Source organism: Mesorhizobium sp. WSM4310, assembly GCF_007003935.1.
Lineage (GTDB): Bacteria > Pseudomonadota > Alphaproteobacteria > Rhizobiales > Rhizobiaceae > Mesorhizobium.
In genome coordinates this window covers 161,771-181,110 of record NZ_VFTA01000004.1, presented here as the reverse complement: position 1 = coordinate 181,110, position 19,340 = coordinate 161,771, and the positions used below count along the sequence as shown (strand labels likewise).

At 62.4% G+C, this 19,340-nt stretch carries 25 protein-coding genes and 2 pseudogenes; 12 read left to right on the top strand and 15 right to left on the bottom strand.

Annotated elements, in window-relative coordinates; translation table 11 throughout:
• Nucleotides 1–8: 8 nt before the first annotated feature.
• The 4 genes from FJV80_RS07310 to FJV80_RS07295 all read left to right on the top strand — a co-directional run bounded on the left by FJV80_RS07310 (nucleotide 9) and on the right by FJV80_RS07295 (nucleotide 1,918).
• Entirely contained in the window at nucleotides 9–392 is a 384-nt protein-coding gene (locus tag FJV80_RS07310) for a hypothetical protein (protein WP_095788775.1), read from the top strand.
• Between the two features lie 91 nt (nucleotides 393–483).
• On the top strand, nucleotides 484–1,080 hold the full coding sequence (locus FJV80_RS07305) for a sigma-70 family RNA polymerase sigma factor (RefSeq protein WP_095774402.1): 597 nt from the start codon (nucleotides 484–486) through the stop codon (nucleotides 1,078–1,080).
• A complete protein-coding gene (locus tag FJV80_RS07300) occupies nucleotides 1,077–1,517 on the top strand; it encodes a hypothetical protein (protein WP_142875983.1) in 441 nt (146 codons plus the stop codon). The genes FJV80_RS07305 and FJV80_RS07300 overlap by 4 nt, the downstream gene beginning before the upstream one ends.
• Nucleotides 1,514–1,918 carry a periplasmic heavy metal sensor gene (locus tag FJV80_RS07295; protein WP_142875982.1) on the top strand — a complete coding sequence of 135 codons (405 nt, stop codon included), beginning with the start codon at nucleotides 1,514–1,516 and terminating at the stop codon, nucleotides 1,916–1,918. Before FJV80_RS07300 ends, FJV80_RS07295 begins: the two co-directional genes overlap by 4 nt.
• A gap of 34 nt (nucleotides 1,919–1,952) precedes the next feature.
• Here the strand turns inward: FJV80_RS07295 and FJV80_RS34450 are convergent, their stop codons facing one another.
• Nucleotides 1,953–2,165, bottom strand: a complete 213-nt coding sequence (locus tag FJV80_RS34450; protein ID WP_185975148.1) for a hypothetical protein — start codon at nucleotides 2,163–2,165, stop codon at nucleotides 1,953–1,955.
• A gap of 431 nt (nucleotides 2,166–2,596) precedes the next feature.
• Entirely contained in the window at nucleotides 2,597–3,562 is a 966-nt protein-coding gene (locus FJV80_RS07290) for an MBL fold metallo-hydrolase (RefSeq protein WP_142875981.1), read from the bottom strand.
• A gap of 119 nt (nucleotides 3,563–3,681) precedes the next feature.
• On the opposite strand from FJV80_RS07290, the gene FJV80_RS07285 reads away from it, so the two are divergent.
• On the top strand, nucleotides 3,682–4,584 hold the full coding sequence (locus FJV80_RS07285) for a LysR family transcriptional regulator (RefSeq protein WP_142875980.1): 903 nt from the start codon (nucleotides 3,682–3,684) through the stop codon (nucleotides 4,582–4,584).
• Nucleotides 4,585–4,913: 329 nt separating this feature from the next.
• A pseudogene (locus FJV80_RS07280) lies at nucleotides 4,914–5,259 on the top strand (FAD-binding protein); the annotation flags it as partial.
• Nucleotides 5,260–5,283: 24 nt separating this feature from the next.
• Here the strand turns inward: FJV80_RS07280 and FJV80_RS07275 are convergent.
• Nucleotides 5,284–5,715: pseudogene (locus FJV80_RS07275) on the bottom strand (LysR substrate-binding domain-containing protein); the annotation flags it as partial.
• A 12-nt stretch (nucleotides 5,716–5,727) separates the two neighbouring features.
• Nucleotides 5,728–6,918: a site-specific integrase gene (locus FJV80_RS07270; protein ID WP_246688914.1), complete on the bottom strand. Its 1,191-nt coding sequence runs from the start codon at nucleotides 6,916–6,918 to the stop codon at nucleotides 5,728–5,730.
• Between FJV80_RS07270 and dusA the strand changes: the two genes are divergently transcribed.
• Nucleotides 6,898–7,896, top strand: a complete 999-nt coding sequence (gene dusA / locus FJV80_RS07265; protein ID WP_142875979.1) for a tRNA dihydrouridine(20/20a) synthase DusA — start codon at nucleotides 6,898–6,900, stop codon at nucleotides 7,894–7,896. The genes FJV80_RS07270 and dusA overlap by 21 nt on opposite strands.
• Before the next feature lie 2 nt (nucleotides 7,897–7,898).
• On the opposite strand, the gene FJV80_RS07260 is transcribed toward dusA, so the two are convergent.
• On the bottom strand, nucleotides 7,899–8,606 hold the full coding sequence (locus FJV80_RS07260) for a TIGR02281 family clan AA aspartic protease (protein WP_142875978.1): 708 nt from the start codon (nucleotides 8,604–8,606) through the stop codon (nucleotides 7,899–7,901).
• A gap of 111 nt (nucleotides 8,607–8,717) precedes the next feature.
• Nucleotides 8,718–8,948 carry a DUF1289 domain-containing protein gene (locus tag FJV80_RS07255; RefSeq protein WP_064988667.1) on the bottom strand — a complete coding sequence of 77 codons (231 nt, stop codon included), beginning with the start codon at nucleotides 8,946–8,948 and terminating at the stop codon, nucleotides 8,718–8,720.
• Between the two features lie 197 nt (nucleotides 8,949–9,145).
• Between FJV80_RS07255 and FJV80_RS07250 the strand changes: the two genes are divergently transcribed.
• Nucleotides 9,146–10,144, top strand: a complete 999-nt coding sequence (locus tag FJV80_RS07250) for a nicotinate-nucleotide--dimethylbenzimidazole phosphoribosyltransferase (RefSeq protein WP_142875977.1) — start codon at nucleotides 9,146–9,148, stop codon at nucleotides 10,142–10,144.
• Between the two features lie 19 nt (nucleotides 10,145–10,163).
• On the opposite strand, the gene FJV80_RS07245 is transcribed toward FJV80_RS07250, so the two are convergent.
• The 3 genes from FJV80_RS07245 to FJV80_RS07240 are packed head-to-tail and all read right to left on the bottom strand — an operon-like array spanning nucleotide 10,164 to nucleotide 12,244.
• Complete coding sequence (locus tag FJV80_RS07245) at nucleotides 10,164–10,511, bottom strand: GNAT family N-acetyltransferase (protein ID WP_246688913.1); 348 nt, start codon at nucleotides 10,509–10,511, stop codon at nucleotides 10,164–10,166.
• Nucleotides 10,512–10,547: 36 nt separating this feature from the next.
• Nucleotides 10,548–10,691 carry a hypothetical protein gene (locus FJV80_RS34940; protein ID WP_246688912.1) on the bottom strand — a complete coding sequence of 48 codons (144 nt, stop codon included), beginning with the start codon at nucleotides 10,689–10,691 and terminating at the stop codon, nucleotides 10,548–10,550.
• A 32-nt stretch (nucleotides 10,692–10,723) separates the two neighbouring features.
• Nucleotides 10,724–12,244: a HAMP domain-containing sensor histidine kinase gene (locus FJV80_RS07240; RefSeq protein WP_142875976.1), complete on the bottom strand. Its 1,521-nt coding sequence runs from the start codon at nucleotides 12,242–12,244 to the stop codon at nucleotides 10,724–10,726.
• A 76-nt stretch (nucleotides 12,245–12,320) separates the two neighbouring features.
• Between FJV80_RS07240 and FJV80_RS07235 the strand changes: the two genes are divergently transcribed.
• The 4 genes from FJV80_RS07235 (at nucleotide 12,321) to FJV80_RS07220 (ending at nucleotide 14,803) form a co-directional block, all read left to right on the top strand.
• Nucleotides 12,321–12,944: a thermonuclease family protein gene (locus tag FJV80_RS07235; protein WP_142875975.1), complete on the top strand. Its 624-nt coding sequence runs from the start codon at nucleotides 12,321–12,323 to the stop codon at nucleotides 12,942–12,944.
• Between the two features lie 34 nt (nucleotides 12,945–12,978).
• The gene (locus FJV80_RS07230) at nucleotides 12,979–13,590 is read left to right on the top strand and encodes a glutathione S-transferase (protein WP_095774414.1); all 612 of its coding nucleotides are present in this window, start codon (nucleotides 12,979–12,981) and stop codon (nucleotides 13,588–13,590) included.
• Complete coding sequence (locus FJV80_RS07225) at nucleotides 13,530–14,204, top strand: uracil-DNA glycosylase family protein (RefSeq protein ID WP_095774415.1); 675 nt, start codon at nucleotides 13,530–13,532, stop codon at nucleotides 14,202–14,204. Before FJV80_RS07230 ends, FJV80_RS07225 begins: the two co-directional genes overlap by 61 nt.
• 107 nt (nucleotides 14,205–14,311) lie before the next feature.
• Complete coding sequence (locus tag FJV80_RS07220; RefSeq protein ID WP_006205209.1) at nucleotides 14,312–14,803, top strand: Lrp/AsnC family transcriptional regulator; 492 nt, start codon at nucleotides 14,312–14,314, stop codon at nucleotides 14,801–14,803.
• Nucleotides 14,804–14,815: 12 nt separating this feature from the next.
• Here FJV80_RS07220 and FJV80_RS07215 read toward each other — a convergent pair whose 3' ends face one another.
• From FJV80_RS07215 to FJV80_RS07190, 6 genes are all read right to left on the bottom strand, one after another.
• On the bottom strand, nucleotides 14,816–15,382 hold the full coding sequence (locus FJV80_RS07215) for a DUF3299 domain-containing protein (protein WP_142875974.1): 567 nt from the start codon (nucleotides 15,380–15,382) through the stop codon (nucleotides 14,816–14,818).
• Between the two features lie 44 nt (nucleotides 15,383–15,426).
• Complete coding sequence (locus FJV80_RS07210) at nucleotides 15,427–16,005, bottom strand: GNAT family N-acetyltransferase (RefSeq protein ID WP_142875973.1); 579 nt, start codon at nucleotides 16,003–16,005, stop codon at nucleotides 15,427–15,429.
• Nucleotides 15,965–16,669 carry a DNA alkylation repair protein gene (locus tag FJV80_RS07205; RefSeq protein ID WP_095774418.1) on the bottom strand — a complete coding sequence of 235 codons (705 nt, stop codon included), beginning with the start codon at nucleotides 16,667–16,669 and terminating at the stop codon, nucleotides 15,965–15,967. The genes FJV80_RS07210 and FJV80_RS07205 overlap by 41 nt, the downstream gene beginning before the upstream one ends.
• Nucleotides 16,670–16,675: 6 nt before the next feature.
• Nucleotides 16,676–17,545, bottom strand: coding sequence for an NAD(P)-dependent oxidoreductase (locus tag FJV80_RS07200; protein ID WP_142875972.1), 870 nt, complete (start codon nucleotides 17,543–17,545; stop codon nucleotides 16,676–16,678).
• 213 nt (nucleotides 17,546–17,758) lie between these two features.
• On the bottom strand, nucleotides 17,759–18,580 hold the full coding sequence (locus FJV80_RS07195; protein ID WP_095788761.1) for an ABC transporter permease: 822 nt from the start codon (nucleotides 18,578–18,580) through the stop codon (nucleotides 17,759–17,761).
• On the bottom strand, nucleotides 18,577–19,296 hold the full coding sequence (locus FJV80_RS07190) for an ABC transporter permease (RefSeq protein ID WP_095774421.1): 720 nt from the start codon (nucleotides 19,294–19,296) through the stop codon (nucleotides 18,577–18,579). Before FJV80_RS07190 ends, FJV80_RS07195 begins: the two co-directional genes overlap by 4 nt.
• Nucleotides 19,297–19,340 lie beyond the last annotated feature (44 nt).

Sequence of the window (19,340 nt, the reverse complement as noted above, 5' to 3'; positions counted from 1 at the left end):
GAAATGACATGCTTTCAAGACTCAAACTTCCGCTGCTTTGCCTTGGCGCAATGGTCGTCTGGTCGGCCGCTTCCCCGGCCTCCGCCGAGGAGTGGACGCGCAAGACCGCGCATGGCGGCGAACTGAGCCGCAGCGTCGACCGGGACGGCAATATCTACACCGGCTCGACCACGCGCACCGGACCGAACGGCGGCACCTACACGTCCAATTCAACCTGCAAGGCCGGCGTTGTTGACCGCTGCTCCAGGAGCTATTCTGCCACCGGGCCGAACGGCAAGACCGTTTCAGGTCAGCGCTACAGCGCGGCCGGACCGTTTGGCGGCCGTTCTGTCGGCAGCTTCACGGGCCCGAACGGCAACACGGTTCACGGCTTCCGCCGTTGGCGCCGCTGATATCTGGTGGTGGACTTGACGTCGGAATTCGTTCTTCTCCCGAGCCGGATCGTCGCAGATTTCTCCCTCGCCGCCGGGGGCTCCTCGACCGGTGCCCGCCGCCGTGCGGGATGAAGCCTCCAATGGCGACGAGGAGCTTCTGGCCCGCATCGCCGCGGGCAGCCAGGCGGCTTTGTCCGCGCTCATGGCCCGTCACGGCCGTGGGCTGCGGACATTCGCCACGCGTTATCTCGGCCATGCGGCCGATGCCGAGGACGTGGTGCAGGAGGTGTTCGTGACCGTCTGGAAACAGGCCGCGCGCTTCGATCCCGGCAGGGCGCGCGCCTCGACATGGCTCTACCGGATCACGGCCAACCGCTGCATTGACCAGCGCCGGCGCCGCGCGCTGCGCAATTTCTTCGGCCTGGACGACATCGGCGAGGAGCCGGCCGCGCTGGAAGCGAATGCCGAGACCGCGACGGCGGCAAGGCAGGAGTTGGCGATCGTGCGCGATGGCCTGTCGCGCCTGCCGGAGCGCCAGCGGATGGCGCTGCTTCTGCGGGCGGTGGGCGAGCTTGACATCGCGGCGATAGCCGAGGTGATGGGCGCCAGCGCGGGCTCGGTCGAGCAGTTGCTCGTGCGCGGACGCCGCGCGCTCAGGGATCATTTGGCAGATGCGGCCGGGGGCCGCGAAAGGAAGTCCTCATGACACGCGAGGAATTCGAGAACAACCGGCGCCGCTTCGGCGACGACATCGACGCCTGGCCGGCGTCCTTGAAAGGCCCGGCCCTGGCATTCATGGCGCTGGAAGGCGATGCCGGCGCCGACGCGGCGCTCGACAGGCTCGTGCGGCAGGCCGCGCTGGTCGAGGGCGACGACCGCGCTTTGGCGCGCAAGGTGATGGCGCGCATCGATCGCGGCGCGGCGCGTCCTTCGCTGGTGCCGCGCTTCCTCTTTGCGCCGACGGGCCTTGCCGCTTGCGCCGCCGCCTTGCTTGTCACTGCGACAATCGCCGGCTACCAGGTGGCGCGCCTTCAGGACCAGTCCCAGGATTCCGAACTTCTGGCGTTCGCTGCGGGCGCCAGGCTTGCAGATGACGGAGGGTCAGCGATCACGGCCGATCCGGGCGAGGGGGATCCGCTATGACCAGGCGCTCATGGACCTGGGCGGCCGTGCTGGTTGTACTCGCGCTGTCGCTTGCCCTCAACTTCTTCTTCATTGGCTATGCCACGCATGGCCTGCGCCAGGCGGCCGTTGCGCGCGGGCTGCTGGCGGAGGTTGCGGGCGCCTATTCACCTGAGGTGCGCAAGGAGTTCCGTGCGGTCATGCGCGACAACCGCGCCCGCACGTTCGAAGCGCTGCGGCAGCTGCGCGCGGCGCGCGCCGACCTGACGGCGGCCGAGAAGGCGCAACCCTTCGACGAGGCGGCGGTCAGGCAGGCGATGGCCGCGGTGCGCGCCGCCACGACCAATCTTCAGGCAACGGTGCAGGATTATCTGCTTGCCGCCATGAAGAACGTCAACGCGAAGCCGGCCGGCGGCGGATGAGCGGTCGCCGCACTCGCGGCACAATTGCCGTGACCTATTTCAACATCGGAAACATGATGACGGACCAATGCGGCACGACAGGCTTGTCCTGATATTGCTCTGGCGAGAGCTGGTCGCCGGCCTGCGCGCGGTGCGACGCCGCGATCTTGCCTGGATTGCGTTCGGCGGCGGCGGGCTGCTCGTTTATGCACCTTTGAAGGCGGGTTAGTCGCGCGTCGTACACCGCGCACATGGTTGGTTCATCCAAAAAGGGAACGGACGCGCGACGGAGGCCGCTCGATGAATCGGGTCAAGTATCTGAAATGGGCCGAAAGTCGCAGCAGCAACCGACGCCAGCCAGCCCCCTTTTTACTGTTTCTGCAAGCCGGACGCCCCCAGCAGAGACTAGACTAGACGCCTCACCTAGCGCCATGACGCATCGCGTCGGCAGTCTGGCCGTCGACGACATTGCCGCCGTCGCAGCGAAATAGCTTCCCGGGCTGCTTCTTCGAAACAATCCTGACCGCTGACTCGTCTGACGGGTAGGTTCTCGTGCCTCAGTCCGTGGCTTCGACAATGACAGCTGACCTCAACGTGCCAGGCGAGGCGCAATGTTAGCGGTCTGGCGGATGGAACTCGCGTAGAATCCGCCAGAACTCGCGTAGATTTCGCCAGCGATCCGTCCAACTTGGGTTGCAGCTACAGCGCGTACGGCCATTCGGCGGCCACGAAACGGTAGCTGCCATTTTCGGAAGCGATGTGGCCAAAACCGGGAAACGGCATGTGCATCCCCGCTAGAAGGATGCGATCGTAAGCTGCCTGGTCAAACGCGCGCTTGCGGGACGCTGCAGCTTGGTTTCCATCAACGTCAAAGGCAGGACCCCATTCGGGATGGGCGAACTGAAATGCGGCATGGTGTACAATATCGGCCCAAATGAAGAGGGCATCGTCTCCGGAACGGACCATAACGCCGGTGTGGCCGGGTGTATGGCCGGGGAGCGGCACGGTCCTTAGCTCGCCGAATACCTCGGTTTCATCGGAAAACTGTGTCAGACGCTTTTGGTAAGCTTTGGCGACGGCGCGAGCTCCAGAGAAAAATGGCTTGAATGCTGCTGGAGCCTGGCCAAGAGCGCCATCGTCGTGCCAGTAGCGAAAGTCAGCTCCCGAAACAATCAGCTCCGCGTTTGAATACACGGCCTTCCCATGCGGATCGATGGCGCCGCCAACGTGATCCGGATGCATATGGGTGAGCAGGACCGCATCAATCTGCTCGGGTTTGACCCCGACCGCGGCAAGTGCTTGCGACACCTTCCCGAGCGTTGGACCGAAGAGATCAGCTGCCCCTGTGTCGATCAGCACAAGGCGGTCGCCCAGGTTGATTAGATAGGCGTTGACCGGGCTCAAGCGCGGCGAGGGCGGCTGGAATTGTTCGCGGGCGAGGCGGGCAGCTTCTTCCTCCGGTGCTTTGAATAGGGTGGCGGGCATTTCCATATAACCGTCAAGAAGAGCGGTCACCTCGATCTTTCCGACCTTCCGGCGGATCACGCCGGGCACCGGGGTTGCGGCAGGGGGAGCCGCGGCAAGAGCGGCAGGGGAGCCGGGGAGAACGGCGAGCGAAGCGAGGCCGGCAGAGACGGCGAAAAGGTTTCGACGTGAGATAGACATGTCAGCTCCTGGAAGTTTCGGACGATTGGCTGAAGTGCTATATCGCGATTATCGCCGCTGATTAATTCCGCCAAACTTGATAACATTTATCTCGGCTACTTATAAATGGGACCGCCACCTTGGATCGTCTTTCGATGTTGTCCTGTTTCGTGCGCGTCGCAGAAAGCGGCAGCTTTTCGGCTGCGGCTCGTGATCTTCAGCGCGCGCAGTCTGCCGTAAGCCAGCAAATCCGGGCTTTAGAAACCCAGCTGCAGACTCGGTTATTCGATCGAACAACGCGAAAAGTTGCTTTGACGGAGGCGGGTGCTCTTTATCTTCAGCATGTCAGAGGCGTACTGGAGCGCATGGAGGAAGCCGACCAGATCGTCAGTGATCTAGACGCAGGAATCACGGGTCGATTGGCCGTTAGCGCGCCTGTTAGCTTTGGGACCCAAATTCTGGGCGCATACCTTTTTCAGTTCAGGGAAGAGCACCCGGGCATCGATTTGGACGTCTCACTCTCCGATCGCTTCGTTGATCTGGCCGCCGACGGTCTCGATCTCGCGGTTCGGATGGGACCGGTTACGGAAAGTCAGCTGATCGTGCGAAAGATAGGGCTACTGAAGCGCAGTCTCGCGGCGACGCCTCAGTATCTTGATGGGCATGGACGGCCGAGCCATCCTGCGGATCTGAAGCATCACGATTACGTCGTACGCTCGTATCTAGAAGGCGCCGAACAGATCCGTCTGACGCGATCCGCAGAGGTCACGGAAGTTCTCGTAAAGCCAGTACTCCGATCTGACAATTCACATCTTATATGCGAGGCGATCGTCGCAGGCATGGGTATTGGACTCGTCCATGACGTCCTTCTGGATCCGATGATTGCGTCGGGCACACTTGAACGCGTGCTTCCCGATTGGCGGCACGAGCCACAGGTCATTCAGGCCGTCTATCTTTCGAATCGCTATGTTCCTAGAAAGGTGCGCGCCTTCGTCGAGGGTCTGGCAAGATTTCTGCGGACACGTGGAGCGCTCGCAGAATGAGGGCACAAGCCGATCTTAGCGACAAGGTCGTCGCGGATAAGATCGATTCCGCGATTTTGATGGAGACGCATCCAGCCGTGCCAGCGACAGATTTCGTTCTTGCCGCTTCTGACCAGAAAATGATTCTCTCACAGTCGCTTTGGCCGGCGATGCCTGGCGCCGGTCGTCTTTCTCTGGGTGCTCGTCTTGGTTCTTGCAGAGCTGGTGCTGAGCCGGACTTGGTTCGGCCGGGCGCTTTATGCCGTCGGAGGTAACCGGACGGCTGACTCCGGATTTCGGAATTCCGGATCTGGGTCGCTGCCTATGCTGCCAGCGGCGGCATTTCGGCAGCGGCGAAGATCATCGTCTCCAGCGGCCGGGCGCTTGGCTCGCCGGAAAAGTTTGCCGAAGTGACCGCCGGCAGGCTCAGCGCCGCCGTCGGCGTCTCGAGCCGCGGTAGACGCGGGCTACGCGCCGAAAGACTTGCAAGTCGGCCAGACCGGAAAGATAGTCGCCCCGGACCTTTACATCGCCTGAGTGATTTCCGGCGCCGTACAGCATTTGGCCGGCATGAAGGATTCTAGGGTGATCGTGGCGATTAACACCGACGCCAACGCGCCAATCTTCCAAGTCGCCGATTACGGAATCGTTGCCGATCTTTTCGAGATCTTGCCCGAGCTCCAACAAACCCTCTGACGACAAGACGGACGACCGCAGCAGGGACCGTATCCAGCCGAGCACCGGGTCGCCATCTCTTTGCGCGAGCCACATCATATTGGCTGTGAAGCCAGCAACAGGCAGCGGCAGCTCGCGCAGTCCTAGCGGCCAATGTGCCGCCGCCATCTTGCTGAAGCGCCGGCCGAGAGCGATGACGAGCCCTGTTTCGGCGACGATCTGCGGAACGTGGAGGAAGTTCGGAACCGTGAGAAGGACTCGGCGCATTAGCCCCAAGGGCCGAAGTGCATCGTCGACCTGTCCGACCGGATCCCCAGAAGAGGAAACCAAGGCCCACTCGAAGCCCGTCATGTCGCGCGGCGCGAGGGTTTCCGCAGCCAGGATCGGATGGCCCTGATGCGCGACGATGACAAAGTCGTCCTCAAACAGCTGCTCGGTCCATGGAGCGCTCAACGCGGTCCCGACTGATGCTGCCACCCCTCACCACCATCATGCAGCCTTTGTCGCGTGGATGGTATGAAGCATCTCCGGCTTTAGACGAGTGTATCGCCGTAGCATCTTCCAATCTTTGTGCCCTGTGACCAGCGCGACTTGTTCAATTGTGAACCCAGCTTCAAACAGACGGCTCGTTCCTTCGTGCCGCAAGTCGTGAAAATGAAGGTCGTGGATGCCAAGGTCAGCACACCCCCGACGGAAGGCGGTGCCGACTGACCTATGATTGAACGGGAAAATTCGATCATCGTCGTTGCTGCGCCTTGCGCGTTCCTCCTCGATAATAGCCCACGCATCGTAGCCGGTTGCGGCGAACAGCGGTATGCGCTGATTGTTCCCGTTCTTGTTCCTAGGATCTTTTCGGTCGCGGATGAGTAGCATCCGCGTGCGAGAATCGACGTCAGACCAACGCGCCTTGCAAATCTCCTCCTGCCGCATGGCCGTAGCGATGGCAAAGCGTATGATGCGACCGACAGGCGCTATCTGCAGAGGGTTTGAATTGAAGTGGGCGATGAGCCCATCGATCTCATCTTGGGTGGGACGTCTGTCTCGCTCGTTCCCTTTACCCACAAGGCCAAGCCTTGTCAGGGCGATACGCGCCAGATCAACCGGTTCGACCTTGACTGGCAGACCGTGAACCGCCGCAGCATGAGAGAGGACAAGTTTTACAAAGCCGATATCGATACCAAGAGTCATCGGCCCGGCGCCCTGGACGGCCCGCTCTCGGCCGAAACGAATGATCCGTTCGCGATCGAGAGCCGCTATGTTGCACTTCCCCAGATGTCTTCGCAGCATATTGAGGGCTGCGGCCTTGGAGCGGCGAGGGGACTTGCCTACATCGCTCATGTCGCCGATATGAAGGTCGATGAGGTCGCCGAAAGTTTTCAGGCGCGCTATGCGGGACTTGGTCGGCGTCTCACCGCGATCGACCTGGCGCTCGGTGTCGGTCGCCCAGCGCCGTGCGTCGTCTCGGCGAAGGAAGGTCTCGCTAGCGTAGCGTCCTTTGCGACGGACCTGGAGGAACCGGACGAGAGCTTTGTGTAGGTGGCCATTTTTTCGTGTGCGCTCCGTGTGCACTGAGAGATCGAAACGTGGCGAAAAGGGTCGTATTCTGGCGTAAATTCGGGTTGGGCCGCTAGGACCTAAGAATTTGATGTTAAAGAAAAAATGCTGAAAAATCAAGATCATAGAGTCGCCGTGGCCCCGATGATGGACTGGACGGACCGGCATTGCCGGTTCTTCCATCGCCAGCTGACGAGCCATGCGCTGCTCTACACCGAAATGGTGGTGGCCGACGCGGTCATACAGGGCGCGCGCGAGAGGCTGCTCGGCTTCGATGACGTGGAGCATCCGGTCGCGCTACAGCTCGGCGGCTCGGATCCGGCGAAACTTGCCGAGGCGGCGCGCATTGGCGAAGCCTTCGGCTATGACGAGATCAACCTCAATGTCGGCTGCCCGTCCGACCGCGTTCAGTCGGGCACGTTCGGCGCCTGCCTGATGAAGGTGCCCGACCTCGTCGCCGACTGCGTCGCGGCAATGAAGGCGACCGTGACAATCCCCGTCACCGTCAAGTGCCGAATCGGCGTCGACGAACAGGATCCGGAGCTGGCGCTGGATGCGCTGGCGAACGGGGTTTTCGCGGCCGGCACCGACACCCTGTGGGTGCATGCGCGCAAGGCGTGGCTGGAAGGGCTGAGCCCCAAGGAAAACCGCGACATCCCGCCGCTCGACTATGGCAGGGTCTATCGCCTGAAGGCCGAAAAGCCGAACGAATTCATTGGGATCAACGGCGGAATTCAGTCGCTTGAAGAGGCGCGCGCGCATCTCGATCATGTCGACGGCGCCATGCTCGGCCGCGCCGCCTACCACACGCCAGGCATACTGGCCGGCGTCGACGCAGCCTTCTACGGCGCAAGGCCCGAGGCGTTCGATTTCGCTGGGCTGATCGATGCCATGGCGGACTACGCGGCGCGCCACATCGAACGGGGCGGGCGGCTCGGCCATGTTACCCGCCATATGGTCGGGCTGTTCCATGGGCTGCCCGGTGCACGCCGCTACCGCCAGATCCTGTCGACCGACGCAAACCGGCCCGGTGCCGGGCCCGACGTGCTGAAGACGGCTTTCGCCGCCGTCGAATTCGGTGGAGGGGCCGCCGAGGCGGCCTGAGCTCAGTCCCTGAGGATCATGCGGTCGCCACGCACGTCGAAGCCCGACAGCGAGCCGATGAAGTTCATGCCGAGCAGGCTTTGGCTCAGCATGCCGGGTGCCGCGACCATCACCGGCATGTCCTTGCGCACGATGCCGCCGATCGCCACCGAGTCGGTCTTCACCGCGGCGGCGCGCGCCATGCCGTTGGCTGTCGAAACCGGTATCGTGTAGTTGAGCGCCGCCGGATTGAAGCCGGCAGCCTGCGCATCTTGCGACGTCAGCACAGTGCTGGTCGCGCCTGTGTCGACAACGGCCCGGATCGGGTTGCCGTTGACCAGGATGCGCGCTTCGAAATGGCCATTGTCGGCCTTGTCGAGGGTCACCGTGGCGTGGCCGTCTTCGACACCAAGCGCCAGCGGGCTGCCGGGAACGAGGCCCGCGGTCACCCGGCTGGCGACATCTTGCAGTTCGTAGCGGTACTGGTAGCCGGCGATCAGCGCCAGCACGATTGCCGCCCAGGCGCCGAAATTCCGTGCCATGTCGCCCAACGGGCGGCCCGATCGCAGCAGGCCGGTGGCGATCAGGGCGCCGAAGGCGCCAAGCCATATCAGCCTGCCAAAATCGTAATTCTCGACGCCAAGCGTGCTGCCGGCGGAATCATTGAGCACGAGCAGGGCCGCTCCAACGCCGATCACCGCCATCAGAATCCAGAACAGTCGGCTGCTCATCCGTGCCTCGCTAGGGCAATTCCAGGAAAAGTGTGAAAACGGTATTCCATAGGAATTGCGTTAAAACAAAGAGTTGGAGCGGTTCGCCGTTTCCGTGAAACGGTGAAGGCTTTAGAGTACGTCGCGTTCGCGCGCCATGCGGGTGCGGCGCGTTTCGCGGCGCGGCCGGCGCTCGACCGTTTCCAGTCGGGCCGGCAGTTCGGCCATCACATTGCGGCGTGATTCGGGCGTCATCCCCATCCAGGCGCCGATTTCCTCGCGCGTGCGGCCGCAACCGAAGCAGAAGCCGGTTTTCATGTCGATCGAGCAGACCAGGATGCAGGGGGATTCGATGGCCGTCATGACTTTCTCTCGAGGGATCCGTGCGGACTCCGCTCTTCCACCTCCACATGGTGCAACGGCAAAGCCAATGCAAGCCCTCGCGATCGCGCCTTCCCGGGCCATCTTTGCGGCAATCAAGGCTGATGTTTGGGAGAGGTTGTGCCGATCACGCAACGCGGCTATGCCGCTCACCAAATCCAGGAATGATTGCTCACGACATGACCAGCGCTCTGCCTTTCGACGATTTTCGCAACCTGCTCGACAATCTGCCGGCAGCCGACCTGAAAGCCGAAGCGCGCGTGCGCGCGCTGTTTGCCAAGGCCGACAAGCCAGCGCATTCACTCGGCCGCATCGAGGACATCGCGGCGTGGCTTGCCGCCTCGAGCGGCCGGGCTCCGCCCGCGGTGACACGGCCGCTGATGGCAATCTTTGCCGGCAATCACGGCGTGACCCGTCATGGTATTTCGCCGCGTCCGGTGGCGGCAACCGCCAACGCGGTCGAGCTTTGCGCGGCAGGCGGTGCGGCGATCAACCAGATCTGCATTGCCTATGATCTCGGATTGAAGGTGTTCGATCTTGCCCTGCATATCCCGACCGGCGACATCGCAGAGGATGCCGCGCTCGACGAGCGCGGCTGCGCGGCGACCATGGCCTTCGGCATGGAAGCGATCGCGGGCGGCACCGACCTGCTTTGCCTCGGCGATCTCGGCGTCGGCAATTCCACCGTCGCCGCCGCCCTGCTCGCCGCCCTGTTCGAGGGAAGGGGTGCCGACTGGGTCGGTCCGGGATCCGGCGCCGACGCGGCGATGCAGGTCCGCAAGGCCGATGTGGTCGATGCGGCGCTGGCTTTTCACCACGGCCATCTCGACGACCCGCTGGAAGTGCTGCGCCGGGTCGGCGGCCGCGAGTTCGCCGCGATAGCCGGCGCCATTCTCGCCGCGCGGATGCAGAAGATACCCGTGCTGCTCGACGGTTTTGCCGCAACGGCTGCCGCGGCTGTGCTTTATGTCGCAAACCCCGCTGCGCTCAAGCATTGCCTTCTCGCCAGCCTGTCGCCGGAGCCCGCGCATGCAAGGGCCGCCGAACTGCTTGGCTTGCGCCCACTGCTAGACCTCGGCATAAGCCATGGCGAGGGGGCGGGGGCGGCACTTGGCGCGGGCCTGGTCAAGGCGGCGGCGCTGACCAGTTCAGGCATGGCGGCGGCGGTTCGGATCTAGAGGCTTCCCGTCCGCCGCATCACCGCCTGGGATTGGGGAGACGATAGACGACCGAGGTGTATTTCGGATTGGAGCGGGTCTCGACGATCGAGCCGCCGAGGCTTTCCGCGATTCTTCGGCTCGCCATATTCTCTTCGGCGACAGGATATTCGAAGCCATCCGGATCGAGTTCCTCGGACGCCCATGCCACCACGGCGGCGACGGCCTCCCGGCCGATGCCGTTTCCATGGACGTCCTCCCTTATCCAAATTCCGATTTCTGGACAGGCCGTCTTCGCCGCATGCAGGCCGACAAGACCCAGACAGCGATCGTCCGCCAGCGAGCGCACAACAAAATGCAGATCCGATCCGTCGAGGATCGGCGCCAACCAGGATCGCCATACCTCGGCAAAGGCCGTTGATGATCAAGGTGGTTCCCACTGCATGAAACGGGTGATTGCGGGCGTGATGGCGGCAAAGACCTCGTCAGCATCAACGGCCGTAAACAGCTCGAGGCGAAGCCGCAGCGATTTGATTTCGACGCTGCCGGCATCCCAGTCTGCGGTCATTGCGGTCCGCGTTCCCCTTTGAGGCCGGTCGCCTAACGCCTTCGCGCCGCCACCGCCGCGGTTGGCAACGCCGGCAGCTCTTCCATCACCCGGCTCAGCGGGAAGATGGCAATCGCCTCCGTGCCTTCACGCAGCTTGGAATGCAGCTCGAATTCGCCGCCATGCATGGCAAGCAGGCCTTGCACGATCGGCAGACCGAGCCCGGTGCCTTGTTCGGCGCTCTTGATGGCGATCGAGCCCTGGCCGAAAGCCGAGAGCACGACCGGGATCTCGTCCTCGGGAATCCCCGGGCCATTGTCCTTGACGGAGATGTATTGCCCGCCGCCCGCCGTCCAGCCGACGCGGACGCGGATCTCGCCGCCGGTGGCGGTAAATTTGATGGCGTTGGAGAGAAGGTTGAGCGTGATCTGGCGCACGGCACGCTCGTCGGCGAACAGCCGCGGCAATGTCTGTTCGAAATCCTGGATGACGCGGATATCCTTGTTGCGCGCCTTCAACTCCATCATGTGGCAGCAATCCTCGACGATGTTGAGCAGCATCACCGGCTCTTCGTTGAGCTGGTAGCGACCGGCCTCGATGCGCGACAGGTCGAGGATCTCGTTGATCAGGTCGAGCAGGTGCTGGCCGGAATCATGCACGTCATGGGCATAATCGCGATAGGTGGGATTGCTCATCGGCCCCAGCACCTCGTTCGCCATCACCTCGGAAAAGCCGAGAATGGCGTTGAGCGGCGTGCGCAATTCATGGCTCATCGAAGCGAGGAACCGCGACTTTGCCAGATTGGCATCCTCGGCCCGCCGCCGCGCCTCGTCCGACATGGATTTCGCTGTCTCCAGTTCGGCGATCAACGCATCCTTTTCGGAGCGGAACGACAACAGCATCAGCGAAGCGCGGTTGAGCTGACGGGCGACATAGACGAAGAAAGGCAGCGACAGGACAAGCAGCCCGGCCATGACCGCCTCGACCGGCATCCACAGCCTGGTGCCGACATAGGCGTAGAGCGCCACCGGCACGGCAAAAGTCGCCAGCAGCGCGCCGCTCAGCGATGAAGCCATGAGCGCCGTCCCGGCCATGGCAAAAAGCAGCACCACCGCCTTGACCACCTGAAACTGATCGACCTGGCAGGCGCCGCAGCCGAGCACGACGAACCAGCCCCAGCCGAGGCCGCAAAGGAAATGACCGACCAGGAATTCCCGTCGCGTTTGCAAGGGGTTAAGCTCGGACGCTTCGGTGCGCTCGATGCGCCGCGCCATGAAGGCGACGATCGTATAGCAGATGAGCGTGAACAACGCCCAGAGCCCGATCTCATTGCCGACGCCGGCGAGCCGGCCGGCAGCGGCGATCGCCAGGACGAGCAGCGGGATCGCCACGGCGCCGCTTGTCATGGCGCCGGCGTGGAGTTTCAACAATTCGCGGTCGAAATCGGGATTACCGGCTTGCTGCGAAAGACGGTCGCGCGTCTTGCGCACCGCACGCGCGACATCGCTGTTGCGATGCCGTTTCCTGCGGTCCACAATGAACTTGTCCGCTGTGTTCGAGCGTTGCAAGGGCATCAAAAACTTCGATTTATGCGTGCAGCGGTTCCAAGGTGTTAAGCTACGTTCGAATGATTAACCAACCGTTTGCCATATGAGCCGTTCCTGGTCGCCAAGATCGCGCCGGCGGTACGCGGCGCCGCGCCCGAGAAGCCTGTGGCGCAAGGTGCTGGACTATGGGCTGGCCATCATCATCCTGGGGCTGCTGATCCTGTTGGCGGCGCGCCTCGATCGGGTGGAGACGCGCCAGACTCAAGGCGCTGCCATCATCAATGATGGCGACTCGATCACGCTCGGCACCGAGCGCATCCGCATGCGCGGCATCGACGCCCCGGAATACACACAGACCTGCCGCAGGAACGGCGCCGACTATGCCTGCGGCACGCTTGCGCGCCAGTCCCTGGTGCGCCTGATCGCCGGCAGGCCCGTTACCTGCAGCGGCTGGCAGCGGGATCGCTATGGCCGGTTGCTTGGCGACTGCAAGGCCGGCGGCACCGACCTCAACCGCGCTCAGGTCGAGGCGGGTTGGGCGGTTGCCTTTGGCGACTTCGAAAGTGAGGAGGCAACCGCCCGGGCCGCCAAGGTCGGTATCTGGGCTGGTACGTTCGATCAACCGCAGGACTGGCGCGACAGCCATCACGGCGAAGTGGTGGGGCGAAAACACGGCACGCTGGCGTCGATCGGCGACGCCGTGCGGGAGATTTTTCGCTTCTGGTGAGGCGTATCGGCTTGGAAGGAAAGGGAGGATCGAAATGAAGCTCTTCGACGGTGGCCGGGCGCCCAATCCGCGGCGGGTACGCGTCTTTCTCGCCGAAAAGGGGATCGCGGTTCCGCTGGTGTCCGTCGACATGGGCGCGCTGGAGCACAAGGGCCAAACGGTGAGCTCTCGCAACCCTTTGCAGCGCCTGCCGGTGCTGGAGCTCGACGATGGCACCGTCATCACCGAATCCGTCGCCATCTGCCGGTATTTCGAGGAGTTGCATCCGGAGCCGGCCCTGTTCGGACGCGGCGCGCTCGGCAAGGCACAGGTCGAGATGTGGCAGAGACGGATGGAGTTCAACCTGCTCAGCTGCGTCGCGCAGGCGTTTCGCCACATTCATCCGGCCATGAAGGAATGGGAAATCCCACAAATCCCCGAATGGGGCGAGGCCAACAAGCCGAAGGCGTTGGAGTTCCTGAAAATCCTCGACGGCGAGTTGGCGAAGCGGGAATTCGCCGCCGGCGACAGCTATTCGATCGCCGATATCACCGGCCTGATCGCCATCGACTTCATGAAGCCGGCGCGCATCAACGTACCGGAGGAATGCACCAATGTCCTGCGTTGGCATCAGGCGATCTCCAGCCGGCCGAGTGCCGCCGCTTGACCCTGGAACTGGACAATTTTGCCGCAGAAGTCCGCGCCTGCCGCATCTGCGTCGAAAACCCCGCCGGCAGGCCGCTGCCGCATGAGCCGCGGCCGGTGCTGCGGCCTTCGTCCAGTGCCCGCATCCTGATTGCCAGCCAGGCGCCGGGAACCAAGGTTCACCTGTCGGGCATGCCGTTCACCGATGCTTCGGGCGACCGCCTGCGCAACTGGCTCGGCGTGACCAGCGACGAATTCTACGACATCGAGAAATTCGCCATCGTGCCGATGGGCTTCTGCTTTCCCGGCCAGGATGCCAAGGGTGGTGACCTGCCGCCAAGGCGCGAATGCGCGCCGGCCTGGCGCACGCCCTTGATGGCGCTGATGCCGCGGATCGACCTGGTGCTGACTATCGGCATCTACGCGCAGTCCTGGCATATGGGCGCCGCGCGCCGGCCCTCGCTGACGGAGACGGTTAAGGATTGGCGGGCCATCTGGGAGAATTCCGTCGGCGCAAAGGTGCTGCCGCTGCCGCACCCATCCTGGCGCAACAGCGGCTGGCTGAAGCAGAATCCGTGGTTTGAAATGGATTTGCTGCCTTTCCTGCGCTCGGAAATCCGCTATCGCCTCGGCTAGGCATTCAGCAAGAAATCACTCGCTTTCATAGCGATTGGCAGAATTTCTTTCTTGTGAAAGCTCGAAATAAAGGGGAATATAGCCAAACTATTCCTCAGGAGCCTCTAATGGACCGCCTTGACCGAAAAATTCTCCGCCTCCTGCAGGAGGACGCGACACTCGCGGTGGCCGATGTCGCCAAGAAAGTAGGCCTGTCGACCACGCCCTGCTGGCGCCGCATCCAGAAGCTCGAGGAGGAAGGCGTCATCAAGCGTCGCGTCGCCATTCTCGACCATGAGAAGGTCAATGTGCGGGTCACCGTCTTCGTCTCCATCCGCACGAATTCGCACAGCCACGAATGGCTGCGCCGCTTTTCCGAGGTCATCCAGGAGTTTCCCGAGGTGGTCGAGTTCTACCGCATGAGCGGCGACGTCGACTATCTCTTGCGCGTCGTGGTGCCTGACATCGCCGCCTACGACGCCTTCTACAAGCGGCTGATCGCCAAGATCGAGATCCGTGACGTGTCGTCGTCCTTCGCCATGGAGCAGATCAAGTACACCACTGAAATCCCGCTCGATTACATGGTGCTGGACAAGGAATCGGGCGCCAACGCCGCCTGAGCGCAAGCCCGATTAGTCCTTCTTTTTGTTCAGGAACGTCCAGGGCGAGTTCACCGGCAGGGTGATGGCATCAGGCACGGTGTCGACCCCAACCACCTCTGCTCTGTGCACGCTATAGCCCGACTGGATGACGCTGACGCCATCCAGAATGAACAGCTGGCTTTTCTCCATGTCCGGCTTCAGGGCGCCGGTGACGGCGACCGACTGGTAGGCTTGCGACATCTTGTAGGGATGGGCTGGCGTCACCAGCACGATCTGATTGGCTGGTGGCGTCGGCATGTGGCTGCACGCGCCGGTCCATGGCACCAGCAGGAACTGATAGACGAGGTCGCCATCGCGATCGACCGGCAACGCGTAGCCGGCTAATTGTACCGTCTTGTCCTGCAAGCCGAGCGACAGCGTCTCACCATGATCGGGTAGTTTAGCCGCAATCATCGGCAGGCCGGCGTCTTCCGCGACGGCCTGGCTCGCCGGGCGCAAATCCTTCCAAAAGATGTGCATGGTTTCGGCCGAAGCGCCGGCAGCCCAGAGGGACAGCGCGGTCGCCAGAGCCAGGATTGATTTGAGATGAATGCTCATGCCGCTTCCTTTGCGGCCAAGTAAAGACGCCGCGGCCAATGACGTCAATGCGCGAGCCGCATCACATGTCGGCGAGAACCAGCCATGCCGACTTCACGGAAGCCGCGCGACGCGAACATGTCGCGAAAGCCCATGAAACGGTAGCTCGGCGACGCCTCCGCCACGGGATAGGCCTCGATGATGCGCGCGCCCTTGGCGAAAGCATGATCGATGGCTGCATCAAGCAAGGCCGAAGCTAGGCGGCCGCCACGCAAGGCCCTCGGCACATAGAAGCAGGCGATCGACCATACGCCCGTCTCGCTGTCGTCCTGCCGCCTTGAAAGCCTGCGATAGGTCTCGCGCGGAGCGACCGAACACCAGGCAATGGTGTTGCCGTCGATCTCGGCGAGGATGCCGACCGGGGTGCCGGCATCGATGAGCGCCATCATCTGACGCTTCTTTTCATCGTTCTTGATGTGCTCGCGGTCAGAGTTCCGCCAGGCCATGCACCAGCAATATTTTGGCGCACCCGGCTGCTCGAACAGGGTCTCAAAGCTGCCGCGTGTTGCCGGCGTCACCTCGGTGAAGCGGATGTTGGCGAGGTCAAACGTTTCTGCCGGCGAGGCGTTCGAGCGTTTTGGCATCCGACAGTTCCTTCACGGCATCCTTGCCGATCCAGCGCGCGGTCTTGTCTGGGGAGTCGGCGAGTTTCTGTGCCAGGGTCAGGGCAGGGGCGTGCAGGCTCATCGATCGCTTGCCGATCTGCCGCAGCGCCCAGTTGACGGCTTTCCTGACGAAGTTGCGCTGATCGCCGGCATGGACTTCGATCAAGGGCAGATAGGACAGGAAAGTCGCGTCCGGCTCCTTTTTCAAATGCACGGCCGCCCATGCCAACATGGCAAAGGCCGTGCGGCGGACGAATTCGCGCTCGTCGACCGCAAACTCCTCGATCAGCGTGCGCCAGAACGGCGTATCGACGAACAGGTCGGAGACGGTATCGACGACTTCCCAGGAATCGAAATCGTCGGCCCAGCTACGGCATTCCTCAATGGTGATCTTCTTCGGTTCGCCGGTGAAAGCCGCCAGCATCCGCGCTTCGCGAATGCCGCTGGTCCACAGCGCCAGGGATCGTTCGTGGTTGCGCTTCAGCTTGCGCGCCAAGGGCCGCAAATCCGTGTTGCCGACACCGAGCGCGGTCGCGATGTTGATGCCGAACCGCGCCATGCCGGCGCGGTTTTCCTCGGTGCCGATCGAGCGCAGATGCGCGACGATGTCCTGCGCGGTCCAGCCTGGAGCGGGCAGGGACATGATCGCCTACTTCTCCAGGCGCGCCAGCAGCGAGGAGGTGTCCCAGCGCTTGCCACCCATGGCCTGCACATCCTTGTAGAACTGGTCGACAAGCGCGGTCACCGGCAGCTTGGCGCCGTTGCGGTCGGCCTCCGCCAGGCAGATGCCAAGATCCTTGCGCATCCAGTCGACGGCAAAGCCGAAATCATACTTGCCGGCATTCATTGTCTTGTGGCGGTTTTCCATCTGCCAGGAACCGGCGGCTCCCTTGGAAATCACCTCGATCACCTTCTCGATATCGAGCCCGGCCTTCTTGCCGAAATGGATACCTTCCGACAGTCCCTGCACGAGCCCGGCGATGCAGATCTGGTTGATCATCTTGGTGAGCTGGCCGGCGCCCGCCGAGCCCATCAGCCCGACCATGCGGGCAAAAGCGTCGATAACGGGCCTCGCTCTGTCGAAGGCAGCCTGATCGCCGCCCACCATGACGGTCAGCACGCCGTTCTCGGCGCCGGCCTGGCCACCGGAGACCGGCGCGTCGAGAAATGAAAATCCACCTGCCTCCGCTGCTGCCGCCAGTTCGCGCGCGACTTCCGCCGAAGCCGTGGTGTTGTCGATGAAGACCGAACCTTTCTTCATCGATTTGAAGGCGCCTTCGGGACCTGTCGTCACCGAGCGCAGATCGTCGTCATTGCCGACGCAGGAAAAGACGAAGTCCTTGTCCTTGGCTGCCCCTGCCGGCGTCACTGCAAGGCCGCCGCCATGCTGGCCGACCCATTGCTCGGCCTTGGCCTTGGTGCGGTTGTAGACGGTGATGTCGTGACCACCCTTGTTCTTCAAGTGGCCGGCCATGGGATAGCCCATCACGCCAAGACCGAGAAATGCCACAGATGCCATGAACTTGCCCTTCAGACGGAAACGAAATTGCTGCGGAAGCTCTAGAGCAATTCCAGGAAAAGTGTGAAGCGGTTTTCCCTCCGGAATTGCATCAAAACAAAGAGATAGAGCGGTTCGGCGTTTCTGCGAAACGGTGAACCGTTCTAGGCCCTGCGCTCAATTCGTCAAGACGCCTGCGGACTGATCGACTGGTGCAGGCAATATGGAAATCCGTCAACGCTTCAGGTGGATGGTGATCCGGCGCTCGATCCATTCGATCGCATGGCGCAACAACTCGACCATCACCAGGTACACCAGGGCGACCCAGATATAGGCCTGGATGTCGAAGGAATTGGCAAAGGCGAGTTTTGCATTACCCATCAGGTCGTACACGGTGATGATGGCGACGATGGCGGACGCCTTGACCATCAGGATCAGCTCATTGCCGTAGGGCCGCAAGGCGACGATCAGAGCTTGCGGCAGGATGATCTTGCGCAGCGTCTGCAATTTGTGCAGGCCGAGGGAGGCGGCGCCTTCCCATTGGCCCCTGGGCACGCTTTCGACGGCGCCGCGCAGGATTTCGGCCTGGTAGGCAGCGGTGTTGAGCGCAAAGGCGAAGACGCCGCAGTTGAAGGCGTCCTTGAAGAAATCCCAAAGCCCGATCATCTGGAGTTCCGGCCTGAACGACCCCAGCCCGTAATAGACCAGAAAGGTCTGAACCAGCAGCGGCGTGCCCCGGAAAAAATAGACGTAACAGTAGGCAAGACCGGCCAGGATCCGGTTCCTGGACATACGCCCGTAAGCAACCGGCATCGACAGGACGGCGCCAAGCACCATCGAAATGGCGACCAGCGACAAGGTAACGCCCAGCCCGCTCAGATAGGCCGGCGCATATTTGGCGAAGAAGGCCGGGTTCCAAGCAAAAAACAGATAGCCGACGATGCCGAGGCCAAAGGCGATCCACAGGCAGACCAGCGCGTAGCCGACGATGCGCGGTCGCGGCCAGCCGCGGGTCCGCGGTGGCGGCCGCTCGACCATGGCGGCTGTGGCGCTCATCGTTGTGCCTCCCGTTTGCCAAGCGAGCGCAAAATGGCGCTGGTGGCGAAGGATGACACGACGGCCAGACCCAGAAAGACCAGAGCCGCAATGCTGTAAAACAGGAACGAATGCTTGGTGACGCGAGCCGCCACACCGGCGTTGCGCAGCGTCTCGGCAAGACCGACGACCGAAACCAGCGACGTGTCCTTGAGAAGGCTAAGCCAGCAATTCTCGAGACCGGGGAAGGCAATGCGCAGCAGCTGCGGCAGGATCACCAAGCGCATTGTCTGCCATCTGGACAAACCAATGGAATAGCCACCCTCATACTGCCCCTTCGGGATGGCGCGGAAGGCCGAGAGGAAAACCTCGCTGGCATAGGACGAGAAGATCAGCGAGAGCACGATCATGCCGGCCACGAAACTGTTGACGTCGATGGTCGCTTCGGGGCGAAAATACCGGATGAGATGTTGCAGCAGGATCGGCATGCCGAAGAAGAACAGGAAAAGCGTCACCAGTTCCGGCAGGCCGCGAAAGACCGTGGTGTAGATATTGGCGGCGAGGCGCAGCGACGGCTCCTCGGATTGCTTGCCCAGCGCAATGAAAAAACCGATCGTCAACCCAATGGGGAGCGTCGCCAGCGCAAGCAGAACCGTTACAATGACGCCATAGGCAATGTCGTCACTCCAGCCATCAGGTCCCCAACTGAGAAGTGTCCATATGCTTTGGGCTGGCATTGACAGGTGTTATCCCCACGACGTTCCCAGGATGAATAGAAAGA

Excerpts from the sequence above, each read along its gene's own strand:
- FJV80_RS07310 (WP_095788775.1), top strand. The coding sequence starts at position 9 with ATGCTTTCAAGACTCAAACTTCCGCTGCTTTGCCTTGGCGCAATGGTC.
- FJV80_RS07300 (WP_142875983.1), top strand. The coding sequence starts at position 1,077 with ATGACACGCGAGGAATTCGAGAACAACCGGCGCCGCTTCGGCGACGAC.
- FJV80_RS07295 (WP_142875982.1), top strand. The coding sequence starts at position 1,514 with ATGACCAGGCGCTCATGGACCTGGGCGGCCGTGCTGGTTGTACTCGCG.
- FJV80_RS07290 (WP_142875981.1), bottom strand. The coding sequence starts at position 3,562 with ATGTCTATCTCACGTCGAAACCTTTTCGCCGTCTCTGCCGGCCTCGCT.
- dusA (WP_142875979.1), top strand. The coding sequence starts at position 6,898 with ATGCTGAAAAATCAAGATCATAGAGTCGCCGTGGCCCCGATGATGGAC.
- FJV80_RS07270 (WP_246688914.1), bottom strand. The coding sequence starts at position 6,918 with ATGATCTTGATTTTTCAGCATTTTTTCTTTAACATCAAATTCTTAGGT.
- FJV80_RS07260 (WP_142875978.1), bottom strand. The coding sequence starts at position 8,606 with ATGAGCAGCCGACTGTTCTGGATTCTGATGGCGGTGATCGGCGTTGGA.
- FJV80_RS07255 (WP_064988667.1), bottom strand. The coding sequence starts at position 8,948 with ATGACGGCCATCGAATCCCCCTGCATCCTGGTCTGCTCGATCGACATG.
- FJV80_RS07250 (WP_142875977.1), top strand. The coding sequence starts at position 9,146 with ATGACCAGCGCTCTGCCTTTCGACGATTTTCGCAACCTGCTCGACAAT.
- FJV80_RS34940 (WP_246688912.1), bottom strand. The coding sequence starts at position 10,691 with ATGACCGCAGACTGGGATGCCGGCAGCGTCGAAATCAAATCGCTGCGG.
- FJV80_RS07240 (WP_142875976.1), bottom strand. The coding sequence starts at position 12,244 with ATGCCCTTGCAACGCTCGAACACAGCGGACAAGTTCATTGTGGACCGC.
- FJV80_RS07235 (WP_142875975.1), top strand. The coding sequence starts at position 12,321 with ATGAGCCGTTCCTGGTCGCCAAGATCGCGCCGGCGGTACGCGGCGCCG.
- FJV80_RS07230 (WP_095774414.1), top strand. The coding sequence starts at position 12,979 with ATGAAGCTCTTCGACGGTGGCCGGGCGCCCAATCCGCGGCGGGTACGC.
- FJV80_RS07225 (WP_095774415.1), top strand. The coding sequence starts at position 13,530 with ATGCACCAATGTCCTGCGTTGGCATCAGGCGATCTCCAGCCGGCCGAG.
- FJV80_RS07220 (WP_006205209.1), top strand. The coding sequence starts at position 14,312 with ATGGACCGCCTTGACCGAAAAATTCTCCGCCTCCTGCAGGAGGACGCG.
- FJV80_RS07215 (WP_142875974.1), bottom strand. The coding sequence starts at position 15,382 with ATGAGCATTCATCTCAAATCAATCCTGGCTCTGGCGACCGCGCTGTCC.
- FJV80_RS07210 (WP_142875973.1), bottom strand. The coding sequence starts at position 16,005 with ATGCCAAAACGCTCGAACGCCTCGCCGGCAGAAACGTTTGACCTCGCC.
- FJV80_RS07205 (WP_095774418.1), bottom strand. The coding sequence starts at position 16,669 with ATGTCCCTGCCCGCTCCAGGCTGGACCGCGCAGGACATCGTCGCGCAT.
- FJV80_RS07200 (WP_142875972.1), bottom strand. The coding sequence starts at position 17,545 with ATGGCATCTGTGGCATTTCTCGGTCTTGGCGTGATGGGCTATCCCATG.
- FJV80_RS07195 (WP_095788761.1), bottom strand. The coding sequence starts at position 18,580 with ATGAGCGCCACAGCCGCCATGGTCGAGCGGCCGCCACCGCGGACCCGC.
- FJV80_RS07190 (WP_095774421.1), bottom strand. The coding sequence starts at position 19,296 with ATGCCAGCCCAAAGCATATGGACACTTCTCAGTTGGGGACCTGATGGC.